Raw genomic sequence first — 17,833 nt, 5'->3', positions numbered from 1 at the left:
AAGACCAAAATGCGTGTCTATTACGATCGCGACGCCGATCTCAATCTGATCAAGGGCAAGAAAGTCGCCATCATCGGCTATGGCAGCCAGGGCCGGGCGCATGCGCTCAACCTCAAGGATTCCGGCGCCAAGGAGATCGCCATCGGCCTCAAGGCCGGCTCGGCGACCGCCAAGAAGGTCGAGGCCGACGGGCTCAAGGTGATGAGCGTGGCGGATGCCGCCAAATGGGCCGACCTGATGATGATGGCGACGCCCGACGAATTGCAGGCCGACATCTACAAGAACGAGATCGCGCCGAACATCCGCGATGGTGCGGCGATCGCCTTCGCGCACGGCCTCAACGTGCATTTCGGCCTGATCGAGCCGAAGGCTTCGGTCGACGTCGTCATGATCGCGCCGAAGGGCCCCGGCCACACGGTGCGCGGCGAGTACCAGAAGGGCGGCGGCGTGCCATGCCTGGTCGCCGTCAACCAGGACGCGTCGGGCAATGCGCTCGATCTCGCTCTGTCCTACGCCTGTGGCGTCGGCGGCGGCCGTTCGGGCATCATCGAGACCAATTTCCGCGAGGAATGCGAGACCGATCTGTTCGGCGAGCAGGTCGTTCTGTGCGGCGGCCTGGTCGAACTGATCCGCGCCGGTTTCGAAACGCTGGTGGAAGCCGGCTACGCGCCGGAAATGGCCTATTTCGAGTGTCTGCACGAGGTCAAGCTGATCGTCGACCTGATCTATGAAGGCGGCATCGCCAACATGAACTACTCGATCTCGAACACCGCCGAATGGGGTGAATATGTCTCGGGTCCGCGCATCATCACTGCCGAGACCAAGGCCGAGATGAAGCGCGTGCTGAAGGACATCCAGACCGGCAAGTTCACCTCGGAATGGATGCAGGAATACCGCGCCGGAATGTCGCGCTTCAAGGGCATTCGCCGCAACAATGACAGCCATCAGATCGAGGAAGTCGGCGCCAAGCTGCGCGCGATGATGCCGTGGATCTCGAAGAACAAGCTCGTCGACAAGGCGAAGAACTAATCCGCAATTTTAGGATTGCGACGAAGCCGGCGGAGCGATCCGCCGGCTTTTTCATGCTGGCTTCGGTCAGCTGGTCAGATCTCAGCCATAGTGCCAGTGCGGCTTCGGCGCGGTGCCGGTGAACTGGACGCCGATGCGGTCGTCGCGGCGCCAGCGCACGATGGCCTTGTAGCCGATGCCGTCGACCGGCACATAAAGCAGGAATTCGTCCGGCACGCGCGCGTCGATCGGCACTTTCAGCTCGGCGCCGCCGGCATGCATGTTGCGCACAGTGCACTTGACCTCGGAATTGGTGAGGCCGAGCAGGATCGTCGCGCCTTTCAGCACGCGCTGCCGGTGTTTGTTTCTCAACTCGTTGTCGGCCATGACGGCTTGTCCTTCGCGACCGGATTGGGCGCGATCGTCAGATGGGGGGCACGGTATCATGGATAGACCGAGCCGATAAACAGGTGGTTAGCGGCAAGACATCCAGCGTTCCCCCAAAACGAAAACGGCGCCGCGATGGGCGGCGCCGTCATGCATTGTCGCTTATAGTTCAGCTATAGGGCGACCAGCATTGCTGGCGCGGGCCATTGTAGGGCTGGAACGTGTTATCCCAGGCCCGGTAAGACCGGTAGCGGTCGTAGCACCACTGGACATGGGCGCTGGAAAGGCGCTGCGTGCGATAGTAGCGGCGGGGCGCCGGCTGCACGTAGTAGCCGTTATTGTAGTAGCCGTTGTTATAATAGCCGTTATTGTAGATGCTGCCGAGGCCGAGACCCAGGCCGAGGCCGAGAACTGCAGCGGCGCCGGTATCGAAATCGCGGCTGTGACGATGGCGATGATGACGCCAGCGCCAGTTGTCGTCGCCATTCCAGTTGTCGTTGTTCCAGTTGCCTGACCGGGCAAAGCGACGGCCGTCATGGCGACGCCACTGCCAATTGCTGAGCTGGCGGTCATTGCCGCCCGCCCAGTCGTCGCGAACCGGCGTAATCGTCGGGGCTGCGGTGCTTGACGGAATTGAGAGGTTTGGCTGCAGGATCGGGCCGGCGGCGGACGGCGCCGTAACACCCGAGAGGAGACCGAGCGCTATCAGCCCGGATTTGACCGTGGAAGAAAAGAGCGAGTTCATTGCACTCTCCAAGAGATACAGGCCCCACGCCCGGAAGACCCCAGGAAGTGGCCTATTGATGGACCTTTGCATCTGAACGGAGGATGAACGGAAAGGTTCCCTCAACCTCGCCGAGCAAGGGCCGGCCTCTTGTTTTTGGGGCTGCTTGCGGGCAAAGGTCAGGGCCATGTCGCTGCGCCTCGCCACCTTCAATGTCGAAAACCTGATGAACAGGTTCGATTTCTCCGGTTACCGCAATCAGCTCAACGAAGACCGCACGCTGGCGCTTTTCGAGATCCAGAGCGAGGCCGACTACAAGATGCTGGAGCAGGCGCGGGCCATCGCGCAGTCCGACGACACGCGCCAGCTGACCGCGCTCGCCATCGCTGCCACGCGCGCGGACATCATCTGCATGCAGGAGGTCGACAATATCGAGGCGCTGAAGGCCTTCGAATATGGCTATCTCTTCAAGATGGTGGGTGAGGGCTACCGGCAGAAATACACCACCGCCGGCAATGATTCGCGCGGCATCGACGTTGCCGTGATGATGCGTAACGAGACCGCGCAGGGACAGCCGATCGAATTCGTGCGCATGACCAGCCATGCCTATGCCACCTTCGAGCAGTTCGGCCTGTTCACGCCGGAGCTGGCCGAACTCGGGCATCAGGCCAATGAGCGCATCTTCCGGCGCGATTGCCTGGAGGTCGACGTCAAGGTCGGCGGCGTGCCGTTGACGCTCTATCTCGTGCATTTCAAATCGATGGGCTCGCCACGCAACGGGCTCGACGGGCGCGAAGCGACGATGCCGCTGCGCGTCGCCGAGGCGCAGGCCGTGCGCCGCATCATCGAGGAGCGCTTCAGCAAGGACCATGCAGCTGACAAGCGCTGGGCGATCTGCGGCGACATGAACGACTACCGGCAGCGGGTGAAGATCGAGGGCGACGCCTTCGATGGCTACCGCTTCCAGGTGATAGACGAGAGCCAGTCCTGCCTCAATGTGCTGACCGCCGGCGGCTTTTGCGAGAATGTCGTCGAGCGCCGTCCGGAGATGGACCGCTGGAGTTTCTACCACACGCGCGGGCCGCAGGAGCGCCATCTGTGCCAGCTCGACTACATCCTGTTGTCGAAAGGGCTGGCGGCGAAGAATGCGACGGCCGTTCCCGACATCATCCGCAACGGCCAGCCCTGGCGCACCATATTTCCGGCGGGACAGGCGGTGGAGCGTTTTCCGCGCGCCGGCTGGGACCGGCCGAAGGCCTCGGACCATTGTCCGGTGGCGATCACTTTGGATATGGCCTGAGTGGGAGCCTGAGCGTGAGTTTCGACCTGCCGCGCAATGTCATCCTGCCGGTCGATGAGATCGACGTTCGGCTCGACCCCGGCCAGCATCCGTTCGAGCGCGACAACGCGCAGGCCATCACTGAAAACTGGCGGCTTGAGACCGAAGCCAAACCCGCGCTGTTCGACGGCACCGTGGTGCTTTTGTCAGCACTCGCCTGGCGCGACAACCGTCTCGCCGGGCGCTGCCACGCGGTGAAGTACTCGACCTTCATGCTGTGGCGCAAGAACCGGCAAGGGACCGGCGCCGAGCACGCCTATGGCCATGCCATGCTGGTCGCCGGCGACAATGCGCTGGTGGCGATCCGCATGGGCTCGCACACGGTCATGGCCGGTCGCGTCTATTTCGCCGCCGGCTCGTTCGAGCCGATCGATTTTCGCGACGGCCGCGTCGATGTCGATTTCAACATGATCCGCGAGGTGCGCGAGGAAACCGGGCTTGACCTGACGGGCGCTGCGCGCGGCAGGCGCTACCACGCGCTGTCGACTTCGACCGGCACGGTTCTCTTCCGCCGCTACCACGTCGAGGAGCCGGCGGATGAGATTGCGCGGCGCATCAGCGCCTTCGTCGCCACCGAGGCCGAGCCGGAGATTGAGGGACCGGTGATCATCCGCCATGCCGCCGACCTGCCGGAGGGACTGGCGCCGCATATGAAGCCGCTGGTCGAGTGGCATTTTGCCCGCAGCGGCGAGGATCCCTGACCTGTCAGGGAAACAGCGGCGGCAGCGTCTCCTGTGGCGCGCTTTCCAGAGGTTTTGAGCCTGCTGCCGGTTGCGGCCGGGTCGGGGCGCTGTCGTCCTTGTAGTAATAGCTGTAACCGTTGATCGCCGGCGCGCCGCCGAGATGGGCGTAGAGAATTCTTGACCCCTCAGGAAAGAAGCCTTTGCGGGTCAGATCGATCAGGCCCTGCATCGATTTTCCCTCATAGACCGGGTCGGTGATCATGGCCTCGGTGCGGGCTGCCAGCCGGATCGCGTCGTTGGTCTCATCCGAGGGAACACCGTAGGCGGGGTATGCATAGTCGGGGTTGATGACGATCTCGTCGTCGCGGACCGTGCGGCCGAGCCCGACGAGGGCAGCGGTGTCATCGACGATGCGCCGGACCTGCGCGCGGGTCTGGTCGAGCGTTCCGGAGGCGTCGATGCCGATCACGCGGTCGGCGCGACCTTGCGCGGCGAAACCGACGATCATGCCGGCCTGCGTCGACCCGGTCACCACGCACACGATGATGTAGTCGAATTTGAATCCGAGCTCGGCTTCCTGGCGCGCCACCTCTTCGGCGAAGCCGACATAGCCGAGCCCGCCGAATTTGTGCACCGAGGCGCCGGCCGGAATCGGATAAGGCTTGCCGCCGGCGTCCTTCACCGACTGGATGGCGTCCTCCCAGCTCTTGCGGATGCCGATGTCGAAACCCTCATCGACAAGCCGGCTGTCGGCGCCCATCAGTCGCGTCAGCAGAATGTTGCCGACCCGGTCGTAGACGGCGTCATAGTGCGGCACCCATTTTTCCTGGATCACCACGCACTTCATGCCGATCTTGGCGGCCGTTGCGGCGACCATGCGGGTATGGTTCGACTGGACGCCACCGATCGATACCAGCGTGTCGGCGCCCGAGGCTATGGCATCCGGAACGATGTATTCGAGCTTGCGCAATTTGTTGCCGCCCATGGCGAGCCCGGAATTGCAATCGTCGCGCTTGGCGTAGACCTGTACTTTCCCGCCCAGCGCCGCGCTCAGCCGCGGCAGATGCTCGATCGGCGTCGCGCCGAAGGTCAGGGGGTAACGTTCGAATTTTGCGAGGAGTGACACCGATTAGTCTCCACCAGCGGTCGGTTTCGATAGGCAGAGGATAGGCGATCTCATGCGGAATGTGCTCTCAAACTTGCGCCGAGAATTTTTGCAGGATTCACAAACGGGCGATATGATTGGTCATATCGTCCACAGAGGTCTATCAAAATGGAAGAATCTTCCACACAAGCTCTTGACCGCATCGATGTGAAAATCCTGCGCGCCCTTCAGGCCGAGGGACGGCTGACCAATGCGGAGCTGGCGGCCCGCGTCAATGTCAGCGCCGCCACCTGCCATCGGCGCACGCAACGCCTGTTCGGAGAGGGATACATCACCGGGGTGAGGGCGGAGATCGCGCCGGTTGCGGTCGGTCTCGGCGCGCTGGTCATGGTCGGCGTCGTGCTCGACCGCTCGACACCGGAAAGCTTCGCCGCTTTCGAAGAGGCCGTGCTCGAGCTCAAGGAGGTGCTGGATTGCAATCTCGTCGCCGGCGACTTCGATTATCTCCTGAAGATCAGGGTCCGCGACATGGCGGATTTCAACAAGCTGCATGGGCAGAAGCTGATTGCGTTGCCGGGCGTTCGGCAAACCCGAACCTTCTTCGTCATGAAGGAGGTCAAGGAGAATGCAAGGCTGCCGTTTTGACTCAGCGCTTCGCCTTTTCCTGCGCCGCCTTGCGGTCGTTGCGGGCGGCGACGACAAACAAGACAAGGCCGAGCCCAAGCAACCCACCCATCGCCGTGCCCATCGTCTGGCCGACGACGCCCTGGAAATCGGCTGTGACGCGATCAGGATTGGCCGCGCCGTAGCTGGCGAGATACCACCAGATGCCGGCAAGGGCGCCTTCGATGATTATCATCGCCAGGATCAGCCGTGCCTTCTTGCTCATTACCATTCCTCGACCAGAGATGCATTGCCTTAGCATCGTAGATCGGACGACGACAGCGTTGCCGGCGTCGGCATGCACCCAAGTTGTGGATAGCAATTACTCGTGCCGCAGCGCGTCGATCGGATCGAGCCTGGCGCCGCGCAGCGCCGGGAAGAAGCCGAACACCATGCCGATCAGCGCCGAAAACCCGACGGCAAGCAGGATGACCGCCGGGCTTGGCGCGAACGGTATGGCCAGCGTCGCCGAGGCGAGGCCGGCCAATGTGAGACCGATCAGGATACCGATAATGCCGCCGAGCAGCGACAGCACCGTCGCCTCGACCAGGAACTGAATCAGTATGTGCTTTTCATGCGCGCCGATGGCGAGCCGGATGCCGATCTCGCGCGTGCGTTCGGTGACCGAGACCAGCATGATGTTCATGATGCCGATGCCGCCGACAAGCAGGCTGACGCCGGCCACGGCGCCGAGCATGCCGGTCATGGTGGTGGTGGCGCTGGCCATGGCGTCGGCGATCTGGGTCATGTCGCGGATCGAGAAATCGTCTTCGCGGTCGGGCGTGATGCGGCGGGTGTCGCGCAGAATATCCTCGACGCGCGGCTGCAATTCTGTGGTCGGCGTGCGGTCGTCGGCGGCGACATAAATGTTGTCGATGTCGCGGTTGCCGGCGATTCGGCGCTGGTAGGCGGCAAGCGGCATCAAGACGACATTGTCCTGGTCCTGGCCGAAGCCGGTATAGCCCTTGGGTTCGAGCAGGCCGATGATCTTGCACGAGGTGCGGTTGACGCGGATGATCTCGCCTTCAGGCTCGCCGGCGCCGAAGAATTGCTGGCGCACGGTCTCGCCGATCAGGCAGACGCCGGTGCCCGAGCGTGTTTCGGAATCGCTGAACGGCCGGCCCGAAACGAGCTTCCAGTCGCGGGCGTCGAGATAGGCGCTATCGGTGCCGGTGACGCCCGAGGTCAGGCTCTCGGTGCCGAAGATGACACGCACCTGTTTTTGCGAGGCCGGCGAAATGGCGCGTGCCCCGGTCAGATGCGCGACGAGGGCGGCAACATCCTTGTCGGCCAGCGGCCGCATCGCCTGGTCGAGCCCTCCCGGTCCGCCAGTGCCTGCAGGGCGGCCAGAGCGGACGACGAGCAGGTTCGAGCCGAGCTTGGCAATGTCGGACTTGACCTTGGCCGTGGCGCCGGAGCCGATGGTCAGCATGGCGATGACGGCGGCAACGCCGATGACAATGCCGAGCAGTGTCAGGAACGAGCGCAGCACATTGCGGCGGATGGAGCGCAGCGACAGGCGGACGGTTTCCCAGATCATGGTTAGGCCACTTCCAGTTTCGAGGAATCGGAAGCGACGTGGCCATCGAGGAAGCGGATGGTGCGCTCGGCATATTCGGCGACGTCGGCCTCGTGGGTGACCATGGCGATGGTCAGGCCAAGCTCGCGGTTCAGCCTCGTCAACAGCTCCATGATCTCGTGCGTGCGGGCGGTGTCGAGATTGCCGGTCGGCTCGTCGGCGACGAGCAGCGTCGGCCTGGTGACGATGGCGCGCGCGATCGCCACGCGCTGCTGCTGGCCGCCGGAGAGTTCTGCCGGCGTGTGGTGCTCGCGCCCGACAAGGCCGACCTCGGCCAACGCCTGCATGGCGAGTTCGCGGCGCTCGCGGGCAGGGGCGCCGCGATAGATCAGCGGCAGCTCGACGTTCTCCGCCGCCGTGGTGCGCGGCAACAGATTGTAGCCCTGGAAGACGAAGCCGATGTAGAGATTGCGCAGCAGGGCGCGGCGGTTGCGGTCGAGCCGGCCGGCATCGATGCCCATGAAGGAATAGGTGCCGGCGGTCGGCGTGTCGAGGCAACCGATAATGTTCATCGCCGTCGACTTGCCCGAGCCCGAAGGACCCATGATGGCGACGAATTCGCCGCGCTGGATGGCAAGGTCGACGCCGGCCAGCGCATGCACCGTGGCTTCGCCCTGGCCATAGCTTTTCCAGACCGTATCGAAGCCGATGAGGGCCGCGGCCACGGCGTCAGCTCCGCAGCTGCGAGGCGGTGATCACCTGAGCGCCTTCGTCGAGGCCGGAGGTGATCTCGGTCAGTTCACCGTCGGTGGAGCCGATCTTGACGTTGACAGGATGCGGCCGGCCGTTCTCCAGCACATAGAGTGTGCGTGAGCCGTCGGTGGGTGCCGCCACCTGCTGGCGGCGATTGCCGCCCGGACGGCCCATGCGACCTGTAAACAGGTCGCTTAGGCTCCAAGCGCGCGCGGCCTGCTGCGCCGGGCGGTAGCGGAAGGCGGTAGACGGCACGGTGAGCACGCGCTTGGCCTGTTTGGTGACGACCGAAACGGTGGCGGTCATGCCGGGCCGCAGCAACAACTCGTCGTTGTTGACCTCGAGCCGCGCATTGTAGGTGACGACGCCGTCGGTGGTGACCGAGGCGTAGGAGATGTCGCGGATTTCGGCGTCGAACGGCCGCTCGGGAAAGGCGTCGACGGTGAAGCGCGCATGTTGGCCGGGCCTGACCGCGCCGATATCGGCCTCGTCGACCGCCGCCACCAGCTCCATGTTGCGCAAATCGGCGGCGATGATGAACAGCACCGGCGCCTGCAGCGAGGAGGCGACCGTCTGGCCGGGGTCGACCGAGCGCGTCAGCACGATGCCGTCGATCGGGGCGTAAATCGTGCTCTTGGCAAGGTCGGTCTGCTGCGCCTTGAGGTCGGCCTGGGCGATGGCGAGATTGGCCTCGGCACTGTCGAGTGCCGCCTTGGAGCGGTCGCGCGTGGCGGTTGCGGCCTCAAGCGACTGGTCGGTCGCCATGCCGCGTTTGGTCAGTTCGGCGGCGCGCACCAGCGCCTTCTCGTTCTCGGCCAGCGTTACCGTGGCGTCCTCGACATTGGCGGCGGCGGCCTTGGCCGAAGCCTCGGCTCGTTCGATCTGGACCTCGAGTTTCACCGTGTCGAGCGTCGCCAGCACGTCGCCCTTCTTGACCTGCTGGTTCTCCTCGGCCGAGACGGAGCGTATGATGCCGGACAGCTCGCTTGAAATGTCGACCTGGGTGAGGGGCTGCAGCGTGCCGGTTGCTGACACTGCGACGGTGAGGTCGGCAATTGTGGCCGGCGTGGTGGTGTAGTCGATCTTGGCGGGAGAGCCGGAATACCATTGGTAGCCGGCGAGACCACCGGCAATGGCGATCAGCGCCAGCAGCGCGTATAGCCAGCCGCGGCGGCGCTTCTTGCGCACGCCGTTGCGGTCAAGTCCGAGCGCCGCCTCGATGGCGGAATCCGATTCCGTCTTTGGCAGATTGACAAGCTGGTCCACGCCGGACCCCTATGAAGCGTAATGTCCCTATAGGTGCACAGATCAGGCTTACTGGTTCGAATATCAAATTAAATTTCGGCCATGTTCGGATTGAGGCGGGAGGTTTTCCAAGATGCAGACGCGCAATTACTTGCTTTACGATGTGTTTACGACCGAACGGCTGGCCGGCAATCCGCTGGCTGTCGTGTTGGACAGCAAGGGGCTGGATACGGCAGCCATGCAGGCCATTGCGCGCGAGTTCAACCTGTCCGAATCGGTCTTCGTGCTGTCGCCGGACAATCCCAAGCATCGCAACCGCATCCGCATTTTCACGCCCGACTATGAAATGCCGTTTGCCGGCCACCCGACTGTCGGTGCGGCGATTGCGCTGGCCGAACTGGCAGGCGAGGGCGACGCCGGCATCTTCGTGCTGGAGGAGAATATCGGCCCGGTGCGCTGCGCCGTCAGCCGGCACGATGGCGCCACCTTTGCCGAGTTCGATCTGGCGAAGCTGCCGGAACCGTTGAAGCTCGAAGCCGACCCGCAAGCGATTGGTGCGGCCCTTGGCCTGGCGCCGCATGAGATCGGCTTCGAGAATCACCTGGTGTCGTTCTGGTCCGCCGGCGTGCCCTACGTCACGATCCCGGTCGCCAATCTGGAGGCGGCAGCCCGGATCAAGCTCGACAACCAGGCATGGTCGGAACTGGCGCCGCGCAAGAGCGAATGGGCTTTCGCCAGCCCGTACGTCTATTGCCGCCAGACGGTGAACCATGACAGCGCCTTCCATGTCCGCATGATCGTGCCGGGCACGCCGTCCTACGAGGATCCGGCGACCGGGTCGGCCGCGGCGGCCTTTGCCGGCGCCATCATGCATTTCGACGCCCCCACCGACGGCATTTCGCAGCTGTGGATCGAGCAGGGGCTGGAGATGGGCCGACCGTCGCGCATCCGTCTCGAACTCACTGTCGAAGGCGGAAAACTGGCCTCCGCCCGCATCGGCGGCCATGCGGTGAAGGTGGCGGAAGGCAGACTGTTCGTCTGACCGCCTGCGGCAGTTCAGCTATTTGTCGGGAAATGATTCCGGCAGGGCTGGACAGGACCGGTATCGGCGGCTATATGCCCGCCGACGCCGGTTTTACCGGTCGAGTGGGTGCGTAGCTCAGTTGGTAGAGCAGCTGACTCTTAATCAGCGGGTCCACAGTTCAATCCTGTGCGCACCCACCAAATTTTTCGAAAAGTTGGTGGAAGACCTTGGAATGCGGGACGCGTTGACGCGCCTCGGCATGCCTCAATCATGGGGCAGATTGCCTTAAACTCGGCGGCCGGTAAGCCCCGGTGCGCTATTTGGCGAAGGAGGGGAGGCCGCGCTGGATAAAGAAAGGCCCGGAAGCCGAAGCCGCCATCAATTAAAGCCAGTTTGAAACCACGGACTGGTGTCATACCCTAAGCGCGGATTATAATGATCCAGGAAGTTTTCGGCCCTATTTGACGGCCGCGCAACCACGGTGCCTGTCGATTTGCAGTCCGGTTTCGCGGTCGGCTTGCTGCCAGCCTTCTTATGAGCTGTAGAACACGAGGTTGTAGCCTGAGCGGTGGCCACCTTTTTCTTCTCTTTCGCAACAGCTGCTCCGGTGGCGGCCAATACTATTGCTACGCCAAAGACAACGAGTTTCATTGAAACGCCCTCACCCTGCACAACCGTAATGATTGCGCCTAGTCGACGTTACGTCAATCACATTTTGTCGGCAACGACGGCGACTAGAGCCAGTAAAAAGAGCCCACCACAGAAGCAGCGGGCCAATGTTCCCAAGGGGGAATCTTTCAGCGGCCGTGCCGTTCGAGCCACCAGTGCCAGCGACCGGCCCGACGATCGTCAGTGAAGCGGGCCGGCGCGCTCCCGTCAAATCGCCCTGGCTACTTCTCCGACACACCGGCCTCAGCAAAGCTGGCCATCCTTACATGGCATTCCAGCGCCGAGCGGACGATGTTGACGGCGAGGCAGGCGCCGGAGCCTTCGCCGAGCCGCATGCCGAGGTCGAGTAGCGGCGGCAGGCCGAGCGCTTCCAGCAGGCGGCGGTGGCCGGATTCGGCCGAGACATGGGCGGCGATGGTGTGGGCGAGGCCGCTTGGGTGCAGCCTTGCCAAGGGCGCCGCGGCGGCCGTGCAGACGAAGCCGTCGAGCAGCACCGGGACATTGTTGCGACGCGCGGAAAGCGTGGCGCCGAAGATGGCGGCGAGTTCGCGCCCGCCCAAGGCAGCGGCGATCTTCAGCGGATCGGACAGCGCGTCGGCATGGCGTTTGAGGCCGGCTTCGATGGCCGTGACCTTACGTTTCAGCCCGGCGTCATCAACGCCGGTGCCGCGCCCGGTCCATTTTTCCGCGCCGCCGCCGAACAGGGCAGTCGAGATGGCGGCTGCCGGTGTGGTGTTTCCGATGCCCATTTCGCCGAAGCAGACGAGGTCGAGGTCTTTCGTCACCGCGTCATGACCGGCGGAGACGGCGGCAAGAAACGCCTTTTCGTCCATTGCCGGCGTTTGTGTGAAGTCGCCGGTCGGGTGGTCGAGGTCGAGCGGGATGACATCGAGTTCCGCACCGGCGATGCGGGCAAGCTGGTTGATGGCAGCACCGCCGCCGGCGAAATTCGCCACCATCTGTACAGTAACCTCCGAGGGGAAGGCCGACACGCCTTGCGCTGTGACACCGTGATTGCCGGCGAAGACGAAGACCTTCACACGGTCGAGCTTCGGCATGTCGCGGCCCTGCCAGCGGGCCAGCCAGGCGGCGATGGTCTCCAGCCGGCCAAGGCTGCCTTGTGGCTTGGTCAGCGTGTCCTGGCGGCGGGAGACGGCATTGGCAGCCGTGTCGCTGCCGGCAGGCAGGTCAAGGCAAGCGGCGCGCAGTTCATCGAATGATTTGAAGGGCATGGGGAAGCAATCTCCGGACGTGATTCAGGTGTGGGAAACGGTAGCGACCAGCAGCACTATGATCTCGCCGAGCTGCTGCAAGGCGCCGATCGTGTCACCGGTTTGGCCGCCAATCTGGTTGAGGCAGAGCGCGCGCAAGGCGCTGAACACGAGCGCCAGCAGGATCAGCGCGGTAAACGCACCTCCCAGCCCCAGCGCCAGCAGTGCTGCGGCGCCGAGCACTGCGCCGAGAACAGCGGTTTGCGCCGACACGGTGCCAGCGCCTGCGGACAGGCCGTCGCTGCGCGCCGGCGGCGACAGGTGCATGAAGGCGCCGAGCAGGCCGCGCGAAGCGGCATGGGCGGCAATCAGGGCGAAGAGAACGCTTGTCGGATTGGCGAGTTGCGACAGCGCGCTCCAGCGGATGAGCAGCGACAGGCCAAGCGCCGAAGCGCCATAGGCGCCGATTCGGCTGTCGCGCATGATCTCCAGTTTTTTATCGCGCGTCTTGCCGCCGCCAAAGCCGTCGGCGACATCCGACAGCCCGTCCTCATGCAGGCAGCCGGTGGCGAGCAGCGTTGCCGCAAGGACAAGGGCGGCCGCCGGACCGGCGGCCAGGCCGAGTTTTATCCCAATGGCGTAGACGACGGCGCCAACCACTGCCACGGCGAGGCCGGCGACAGGTGCAGCCCAGATCGCATCGGCAAGGCTGCGGTCGCGAAAGTCGAAGACCGGCAGCGGCAGCCGGGTGAAGAAGACGAGGCTAAGCGCGACGTCGTCAAGCGCCTGCCGGGGCGAGGGAACGACGGTCATGCAGCCCTCGCAATGGCATGGAAGAAGGTGCCGCTGACATGGCCGCGCCGGTAGCCGGAGGCGCCGAGCGGATTGCCCTGGCCGTCGGCGAGATCGGCCAGCGGCTCGTCATTACCGGTCGCAATCATCTGCGCATAATGGAATTCGTGGCCGCGGATCAGCGCGCCCTGCGCGCCCAGCGGACAGGCGGCGCGCAGCCGCGCCTCGCGGTAGCCAAGGTTCATCTTGCGCTTGGCGAAGCTGGTGGAATGGCCGAGCAGGCCGAGCATGGCGTGTGTCTCGCCGGCCGCATCCTCCAGTGCTTCACCCAGCACCATGAAGCCGCCGCACTCGCCATGGATGGGCTTTGTCTCGGCGAAACGCGCCATGCCCGCGCGGAAATTCATTGCCGCCGCAAGACGGCCGGCGTGCAGCTCGGGATAGCCGCCGGGCAGCCAGCAGACATCGCAATCCTGCGCCGGCGCTTCGTCGGCTAGCGGCGAGAACGGCACGATCTCCGCACCGGCCTTGCGCCAATAGGCTGCGACATGCGGATAGAGGAAGGTGAATGCGGCGTCTTCGGCGAGCGCAATGCGCTGGCCGGGCGGCGGCAAGGCATTTTCGAAACTGCCCGGCGCCGGCGAAAAGGGTGCTGCCAGCGCCATGATGGCGTCGAGGTCGAGGGATTTCTCGACCATATCTGCCAAGCGGTCGAGATGCGCCATCAGGTCGGCATATTCGCCGGCCTGGACGAGGCCGAGATGGCGCTCCGGCAGATTGAGCGAGGGATCGCGCAAGATGCTGCCGACGACCGGCAGGCCGAGCGCTTCGATAGCCTCGCTGCACAGCTTGCGGTGGCGCTCGCTGCCGAGACGGTTGAGCACGACGCCGGCCATGCGCACGTCTGGGTCATAGGTGGCAAAACCCTTGGCGACGGCGGCCGCCGTGGTCGATTGGCCGGAGACATCGAGCACCAAAAGGACCGGCAGGTGGTAGAGCCGCGCCAGATCGGCGGCCGAGCCGGTGCGGCCTTGCCCGGCGGGGATGCCGTCGAACAGGCCCATGGCGCTTTCGAGGAAGATGAAATCGGCATCCGCTGTGGCGTTGCCGGCCAGTGCATTGAGCAGGTCGGGCGACATCGCCCAGCTGTCGAGATTGACGCCGGAAAGCCCGGTCGCCGCCGTGTGGAAACCGGGATCGATATAGTCGGGGCCGGATTTGGCGCCGCGCACTTTCAGACCACGCCGGGCGAGCGCGCGCAAAATGCCGATGGTGACGCTGGTCTTGCCGGAGCCGGAGCGCGGCGCGCCGATGATGATGGCGCGGGTCATGCGTCGCCCGCCAGTGCCGCGCGCATGGCGACAATGCCGCCGACGACAATGAGCGCCGGCGAGGCGAGCCCGGCAGCGGCGGCAGCCTCGGCGATGGTGGCGAGCGTGGCGACGACGGTTCGCTCCTGCGGCGTCGTCGCCGAAACGATGACCGCCGCCGGCGTCGATGGCGCCAGCCCGCCTTCGAGCAGGGACGCGGCGATGATGGGCAGATTGGCCATGCCCATATAGATGACCACCGGCTGGCCGGTGCGGGCGATCGCTGCCCAGTCGAGATCGTCATCGGTGCCGGCGGCGTGCCCGGTCGCCAGGATCACCGCCTTGTTGATGCCGCGCATGGTGGCCGGGATGCCGGTGGCGGCCAGCGCGCTCAGCCCCGATGTCAGGCCGGGCAGGACGCGAAACGGGATATCTTCCCGCGCCAGCGCCAGTGCCTCTTCGCCGCCACGGCCGAAAATGTAGGGGTCGCCGCCCTTCAGCCGGACGACGCGACGGCCGTCGCGCGCCAGCCGCACCAGCAAAGCGGTGATGTCGTCCTGCTTCATCGACGGCTTGCCGCCGCGTTTTCCCGCAAAGAACAGCTCGGCTTTGTCCGCCACGGCGACAACATCGGGGGAGACCAGCGCGTCGTAGACCAGCGCATCGGCATCGGCCAAAGCCGCCAGCACTTCCAGCGTCAGGCAGCCTGGATCGCCGGGACCGGCGCCGGCCAGCCAGACATGGCCGGGCTCAAGCGCACGCGGCTTGAAGTTGAGCCGCGACAGCGCCTTTTCGAGCGTGGTGTTTTCGCTTTTGGTCTTGCCGCTCACAATCCGTCCCGTCCGCGAAAACGCCGCTGATAGTGGGCGTCGTATAATGAACTCTCGCCAAAACCTTCCGCCGCCAGCGAAGAGCCGACGAAGATGATCGCCGTGCGCTCCATCGGATCGGCGGCGAGCAGCGCCTCGATGGTCGCCAGCGTGCCGGTCAGCACGCGCTCGTCCGGCCAGGAGGCGCGAAACACGATCGCCACCGGGCAATCGCCGCCGTAGTGCGGCGTCAATTCGGCGACGACGCGGTCGATGGCGTGGATGGCCAGATGAATGGCGAGCGTGGCACCCGTGCGGCCGAAGCCGGCCAGCGTTTCGCCGGGCGGCATTTTCGAGGCGCGGCCGGAGATGCGGGTCAGCACCAGGCTTTGCGCCACTTCGGGAATGGTCAGTTCGCGACGCAGCGCTGCGGCAGCGGCGGCGAAGGAGGGGACACCCGGCGTCAGTGTGTAAGGGATGCCATGCTTTTCCAGCCGGCGGATCTGCTCGGCCACGGCGCTCCACACCGAGAGATCGCCGGAATGCAGGCGGGCGACATCGTGGCCGGCCTGATGGGCAGCCACATACTCAGCCTCGATCTCGTCGAGCGACATCGGTGCTGTGTCGATCAGTTTCGTTCCCGGCGCGCAGTGCTGCAGCAATTCGGGGGCGACGATCGAGCCGGCATGCAGGCAGACCGGGCAGCTTGCCAGAAGCTTGGCGCCACGCAGTGTGATGAGGTCGGCAGCGCCCGGGCCGGCGCCGATGAAATGCACGGTCATGGCGCGTCTCCGCTGATGGCGATGGCGCAGGTGACCGGGCCGAGCACCGTGCGCGGCCCGAGCAGTTTTGCTCCGGCGCCGGCAACGGCAAGGGCGGAGGCTTCGGAGACGGATGGCGTGCCGGTGAGTTCTTGCGAGAGGTTGCGCGAGGCGGCCCCCTCATCCGGCCCTTCGGGCCACCTTCTCCCCGCTGGGGAGAAGGTGCTCGCGTCGACGCCGGTAATCTCCTCTCCCCCCGGGGAGAGGTCAGCCGAGCGAAGCGGAGGCTGGGTGAGGGGGAACGACGGTTCGGTGCCAGCAACATCCACTACTATCACTGGGAGGTTGAGCTCACGGCCTGCAGCGAAAATGGCCTCTTCGTTGCGCTTGAATTCGGTCGTCGCCAGGGCGGACAGCGCCGTCATCGCCAGCCCATGCGCTTCGAGGGCAGTTTCGATCGCCGCCAGCACGTCTTCGACGCTCACGCCCTTGCGGCTGCCGATACCTGCGACCATCATGGCTTCACCCAGCTCCATTGGGTGACCGGCATGGCCGGCCGCCAGGCCTGCATCGAGCCAACAGGGGAAGCGCGGGAGATGGCGATGCGGGTGAGGTCGCCGCCGCGCTTGGTATGCTGGGCGAGGAGCAGAGTTTCCATCTCCAGAGTGACAGCATTTGCGACCAGACGACCGCCGGAACGCAGCACCTTGATGGCTGCGTTCAAAACACCTGAAACACTACCGCCGCCACCGATGAAGATCGCGTCCGGCGTGGCCAGCCCGGCCAGCGCCTTGGGTGCTTTGCCTTCGACCACGACAAGGCCGGGAACGCCGCAATGCGCGGCGTTGCGGGTGGTGCGGGCCGCGCGCTCGCTGTTGGCCTCGATGGCGATGGCGCGCATCGAGGGGTGAGCGAGCATCCATTCGATGCCGATGGAGCCGGAACCGGCACCGATATCCCACAGCAATTCACCACGCCTTGGCGCCAGCGCCGCAAGCGTGATGGAGCGGATATCGTGCTTGGTGATCTGGCCGTCATGCTCGAACAGGTGATCGGCGCGGCCAGCGGTTAGCGGCAGGATGCGAGCTTCCGGTGTCGATTCAAGTTCGAGCGCCAGCACGTTGAGCGGATTGATATCGCCAAGATCGAAAGCGTCGGCTCGAGCGGAACGCTGCTTCTCGTTCGGTCCGCCCAGCGCTTCCAGGACCGTCAGCCGCGAAGCGCCGAAATCGAGCTCTGTGAGCAGGCGCGCGATTGCCGCCGGTGCATCGGCGTCAGATGTCAGCGCCAGGATGCGCGCATTCGGCTGCAGCAACGGCCGGATCAGGTCGAGCGGCCTCCCATGCAGCGACACCATCTCGATGTCCTGTAGCGCCCAGCCAATCCTCGCGGCGGCCAGCGAAATGGCCGAGGGTGCAGGGATGACATGCATCTCCTGTGGCTCGACCTTGCGGGCAAGAGTGGCGCCGACACCATGGAAGAACGGGTCGCCGGAGGCGAGCACGCAGACGCGCCGGCCGGCCAGCGCCAGCACATCGGCCATGCCGGCATCGAAGGGGACCGGCCACGGGCGTTGCTTGCCCTTGGCAAGCGAAGTCACCAGCGCCAGATGCCGCTTGCCGCCGAAGACGATTTCCGCTTCGGCGATCAGCCGCTTGGCCTCGTCGCCGAGACCCGCTAAACCGTCCTCGCCGATGCCGACGATGGTGAGCCATTTTGGTGTTGGCTGATTTTTTGACATGTCGGCGCCGCCCCTCATCCGCCTGCCGGCACCTTCTCCCCGTATAGTGACGGGGAGAAGGGGGAAGCTCCGACGCTGACGCCTCCCTCT

General features: G+C 64.8%; 20 protein-coding genes and 1 tRNA gene. 6 read left to right on the top strand and 15 right to left on the bottom strand.

Going from position 1 to position 17,833, the window contains the following annotated elements; genetic code table 11:
* Nucleotides 1-9 precede the first annotated feature (9 nt).
* Complete coding sequence (gene ilvC, locus AC1D1L_RS30760; protein ID WP_112394672.1) at nucleotides 10-1,029, top strand: ketol-acid reductoisomerase; 1,020 nt, start codon at nucleotides 10-12, stop codon at nucleotides 1,027-1,029.
* Between the two features lie 81 nt (nucleotides 1,030-1,110).
* On the opposite strand, the gene AC1D1L_RS30755 is transcribed toward ilvC, so the two are convergent.
* Together AC1D1L_RS30755 and AC1D1L_RS30750 are read right to left on the bottom strand one after the other, a co-directional pair.
* Complete coding sequence (locus tag AC1D1L_RS30755) at nucleotides 1,111-1,395, bottom strand: PilZ domain-containing protein (RefSeq protein WP_477345110.1); 285 nt, start codon at nucleotides 1,393-1,395, stop codon at nucleotides 1,111-1,113.
* 169 nt (nucleotides 1,396-1,564) lie between these two features.
* Nucleotides 1,565-2,140, bottom strand: a complete 576-nt coding sequence (locus AC1D1L_RS30750) for a BA14K family protein (protein ID WP_477345108.1) — start codon at nucleotides 2,138-2,140, stop codon at nucleotides 1,565-1,567.
* Between the two features lie 166 nt (nucleotides 2,141-2,306).
* Between AC1D1L_RS30750 and AC1D1L_RS30745 the strand changes: the two genes are divergently transcribed.
* Nucleotides 2,307-3,419, top strand: a complete 1,113-nt coding sequence (locus AC1D1L_RS30745; protein WP_477345106.1) for an endonuclease/exonuclease/phosphatase family protein — start codon at nucleotides 2,307-2,309, stop codon at nucleotides 3,417-3,419.
* A 14-nt stretch (nucleotides 3,420-3,433) separates the two neighbouring features.
* Nucleotides 3,434-4,159 (top strand): NUDIX hydrolase, encoded by a 726-nt coding sequence (locus AC1D1L_RS30740; protein ID WP_352559242.1) that lies wholly within the window; start codon nucleotides 3,434-3,436, stop codon nucleotides 4,157-4,159.
* Nucleotides 4,160-4,163: 4 nt separating this feature from the next.
* Here AC1D1L_RS30740 and AC1D1L_RS30735 read toward each other — a convergent pair whose 3' ends face one another.
* Nucleotides 4,164-5,267, bottom strand: coding sequence for a 1-aminocyclopropane-1-carboxylate deaminase (locus AC1D1L_RS30735; RefSeq protein ID WP_477345104.1), 1,104 nt, complete (start codon nucleotides 5,265-5,267; stop codon nucleotides 4,164-4,166).
* Between the two features lie 147 nt (nucleotides 5,268-5,414).
* Between AC1D1L_RS30735 and AC1D1L_RS30730 the strand changes: the two genes are divergently transcribed.
* A complete protein-coding gene (locus AC1D1L_RS30730; RefSeq protein WP_477345102.1) occupies nucleotides 5,415-5,891 on the top strand; it encodes an Lrp/AsnC family transcriptional regulator in 477 nt (158 codons plus the stop codon).
* Nucleotide 5,892: 1 nt separating this feature from the next.
* Here AC1D1L_RS30730 and AC1D1L_RS30725 read toward each other — a convergent pair whose 3' ends face one another.
* The 4 genes from AC1D1L_RS30725 to AC1D1L_RS30710 all read right to left on the bottom strand — a co-directional run bounded on the left by AC1D1L_RS30725 (nucleotide 5,893) and on the right by AC1D1L_RS30710 (nucleotide 9,447).
* Entirely contained in the window at nucleotides 5,893-6,135 is a 243-nt protein-coding gene (locus AC1D1L_RS30725) for a hypothetical protein (RefSeq protein WP_477345101.1), read from the bottom strand.
* Nucleotides 6,136-6,231: 96 nt separating this feature from the next.
* Nucleotides 6,232-7,449 (bottom strand): ABC transporter permease, encoded by a 1,218-nt coding sequence (locus tag AC1D1L_RS30720; protein WP_477345100.1) that lies wholly within the window; start codon nucleotides 7,447-7,449, stop codon nucleotides 6,232-6,234.
* Nucleotides 7,450-7,451: 2 nt separating this feature from the next.
* Entirely contained in the window at nucleotides 7,452-8,153 is a 702-nt protein-coding gene (locus AC1D1L_RS30715) for an ABC transporter ATP-binding protein (protein ID WP_477345099.1), read from the bottom strand.
* 4 nt (nucleotides 8,154-8,157) lie between these two features.
* Nucleotides 8,158-9,447, bottom strand: coding sequence for an efflux RND transporter periplasmic adaptor subunit (locus AC1D1L_RS30710; RefSeq protein WP_477345097.1), 1,290 nt, complete (start codon nucleotides 9,445-9,447; stop codon nucleotides 8,158-8,160).
* Between the two features lie 112 nt (nucleotides 9,448-9,559).
* Between AC1D1L_RS30710 and AC1D1L_RS30705 the strand changes: the two genes are divergently transcribed.
* Together AC1D1L_RS30705 and AC1D1L_RS30700 are read left to right on the top strand one after the other, a co-directional pair.
* Nucleotides 9,560-10,468 (top strand): PhzF family phenazine biosynthesis protein, encoded by a 909-nt coding sequence (locus AC1D1L_RS30705; RefSeq protein WP_352584059.1) that lies wholly within the window; start codon nucleotides 9,560-9,562, stop codon nucleotides 10,466-10,468.
* Nucleotides 10,469-10,574: 106 nt separating this feature from the next.
* Nucleotides 10,575-10,650, top strand: a tRNA-Lys gene (locus AC1D1L_RS30700).
* A gap of 178 nt (nucleotides 10,651-10,828) precedes the next feature.
* On the opposite strand, the gene AC1D1L_RS30695 is transcribed toward AC1D1L_RS30700, so the two are convergent.
* The 8 genes from AC1D1L_RS30695 to cbiE form a co-directional block, all read right to left on the bottom strand.
* Nucleotides 10,829-11,101 (bottom strand): hypothetical protein, encoded by a 273-nt coding sequence (locus tag AC1D1L_RS30695; protein ID WP_155922523.1) that lies wholly within the window; start codon nucleotides 11,099-11,101, stop codon nucleotides 10,829-10,831.
* A 239-nt stretch (nucleotides 11,102-11,340) separates the two neighbouring features.
* On the bottom strand, nucleotides 11,341-12,351 hold the full coding sequence (gene cobT, locus AC1D1L_RS30690; RefSeq protein ID WP_477345096.1) for a nicotinate-nucleotide--dimethylbenzimidazole phosphoribosyltransferase: 1,011 nt from the start codon (nucleotides 12,349-12,351) through the stop codon (nucleotides 11,341-11,343).
* 24 nt (nucleotides 12,352-12,375) lie between these two features.
* A complete protein-coding gene (gene cobS / locus AC1D1L_RS30685) occupies nucleotides 12,376-13,143 on the bottom strand; it encodes an adenosylcobinamide-GDP ribazoletransferase (protein WP_477345095.1) in 768 nt (255 codons plus the stop codon).
* Nucleotides 13,140-14,453 (bottom strand): cobyrinate a,c-diamide synthase, encoded by a 1,314-nt coding sequence (locus AC1D1L_RS30680; RefSeq protein ID WP_477345094.1) that lies wholly within the window; start codon nucleotides 14,451-14,453, stop codon nucleotides 13,140-13,142. The genes cobS and AC1D1L_RS30680 overlap by 4 nt, the downstream gene beginning before the upstream one ends.
* Complete coding sequence (cobA, locus tag AC1D1L_RS30675; protein WP_477345093.1) at nucleotides 14,450-15,262, bottom strand: uroporphyrinogen-III C-methyltransferase; 813 nt, start codon at nucleotides 15,260-15,262, stop codon at nucleotides 14,450-14,452. Before cobA ends, AC1D1L_RS30680 begins: the two co-directional genes overlap by 4 nt.
* The gene (gene cobM / locus AC1D1L_RS30670) at nucleotides 15,259-16,023 is read right to left on the bottom strand and encodes a precorrin-4 C(11)-methyltransferase (protein WP_477345092.1); all 765 of its coding nucleotides are present in this window, start codon (nucleotides 16,021-16,023) and stop codon (nucleotides 15,259-15,261) included. Before cobM ends, cobA begins: the two co-directional genes overlap by 4 nt.
* Nucleotides 16,020-16,520, bottom strand: coding sequence for a cobalamin biosynthesis protein (locus AC1D1L_RS30665; protein ID WP_477345132.1), 501 nt, complete (start codon nucleotides 16,518-16,520; stop codon nucleotides 16,020-16,022). Before AC1D1L_RS30665 ends, cobM begins: the two co-directional genes overlap by 4 nt.
* Complete coding sequence (gene cbiE, locus AC1D1L_RS30660; protein ID WP_477345091.1) at nucleotides 16,517-17,743, bottom strand: precorrin-6y C5,15-methyltransferase (decarboxylating) subunit CbiE; 1,227 nt, start codon at nucleotides 17,741-17,743, stop codon at nucleotides 16,517-16,519. Before cbiE ends, AC1D1L_RS30665 begins: the two co-directional genes overlap by 4 nt.
* Nucleotides 17,744-17,833: the final 90 nt, after the last annotated feature.

The sequence above is a fragment of the Mesorhizobium sp. P2_D6 genome (assembly GCF_056404315.1).
The sequence above is the reverse complement of the archived record's forward strand: the minus strand, read 5'-3'. Positions and strand labels throughout refer to the sequence as shown.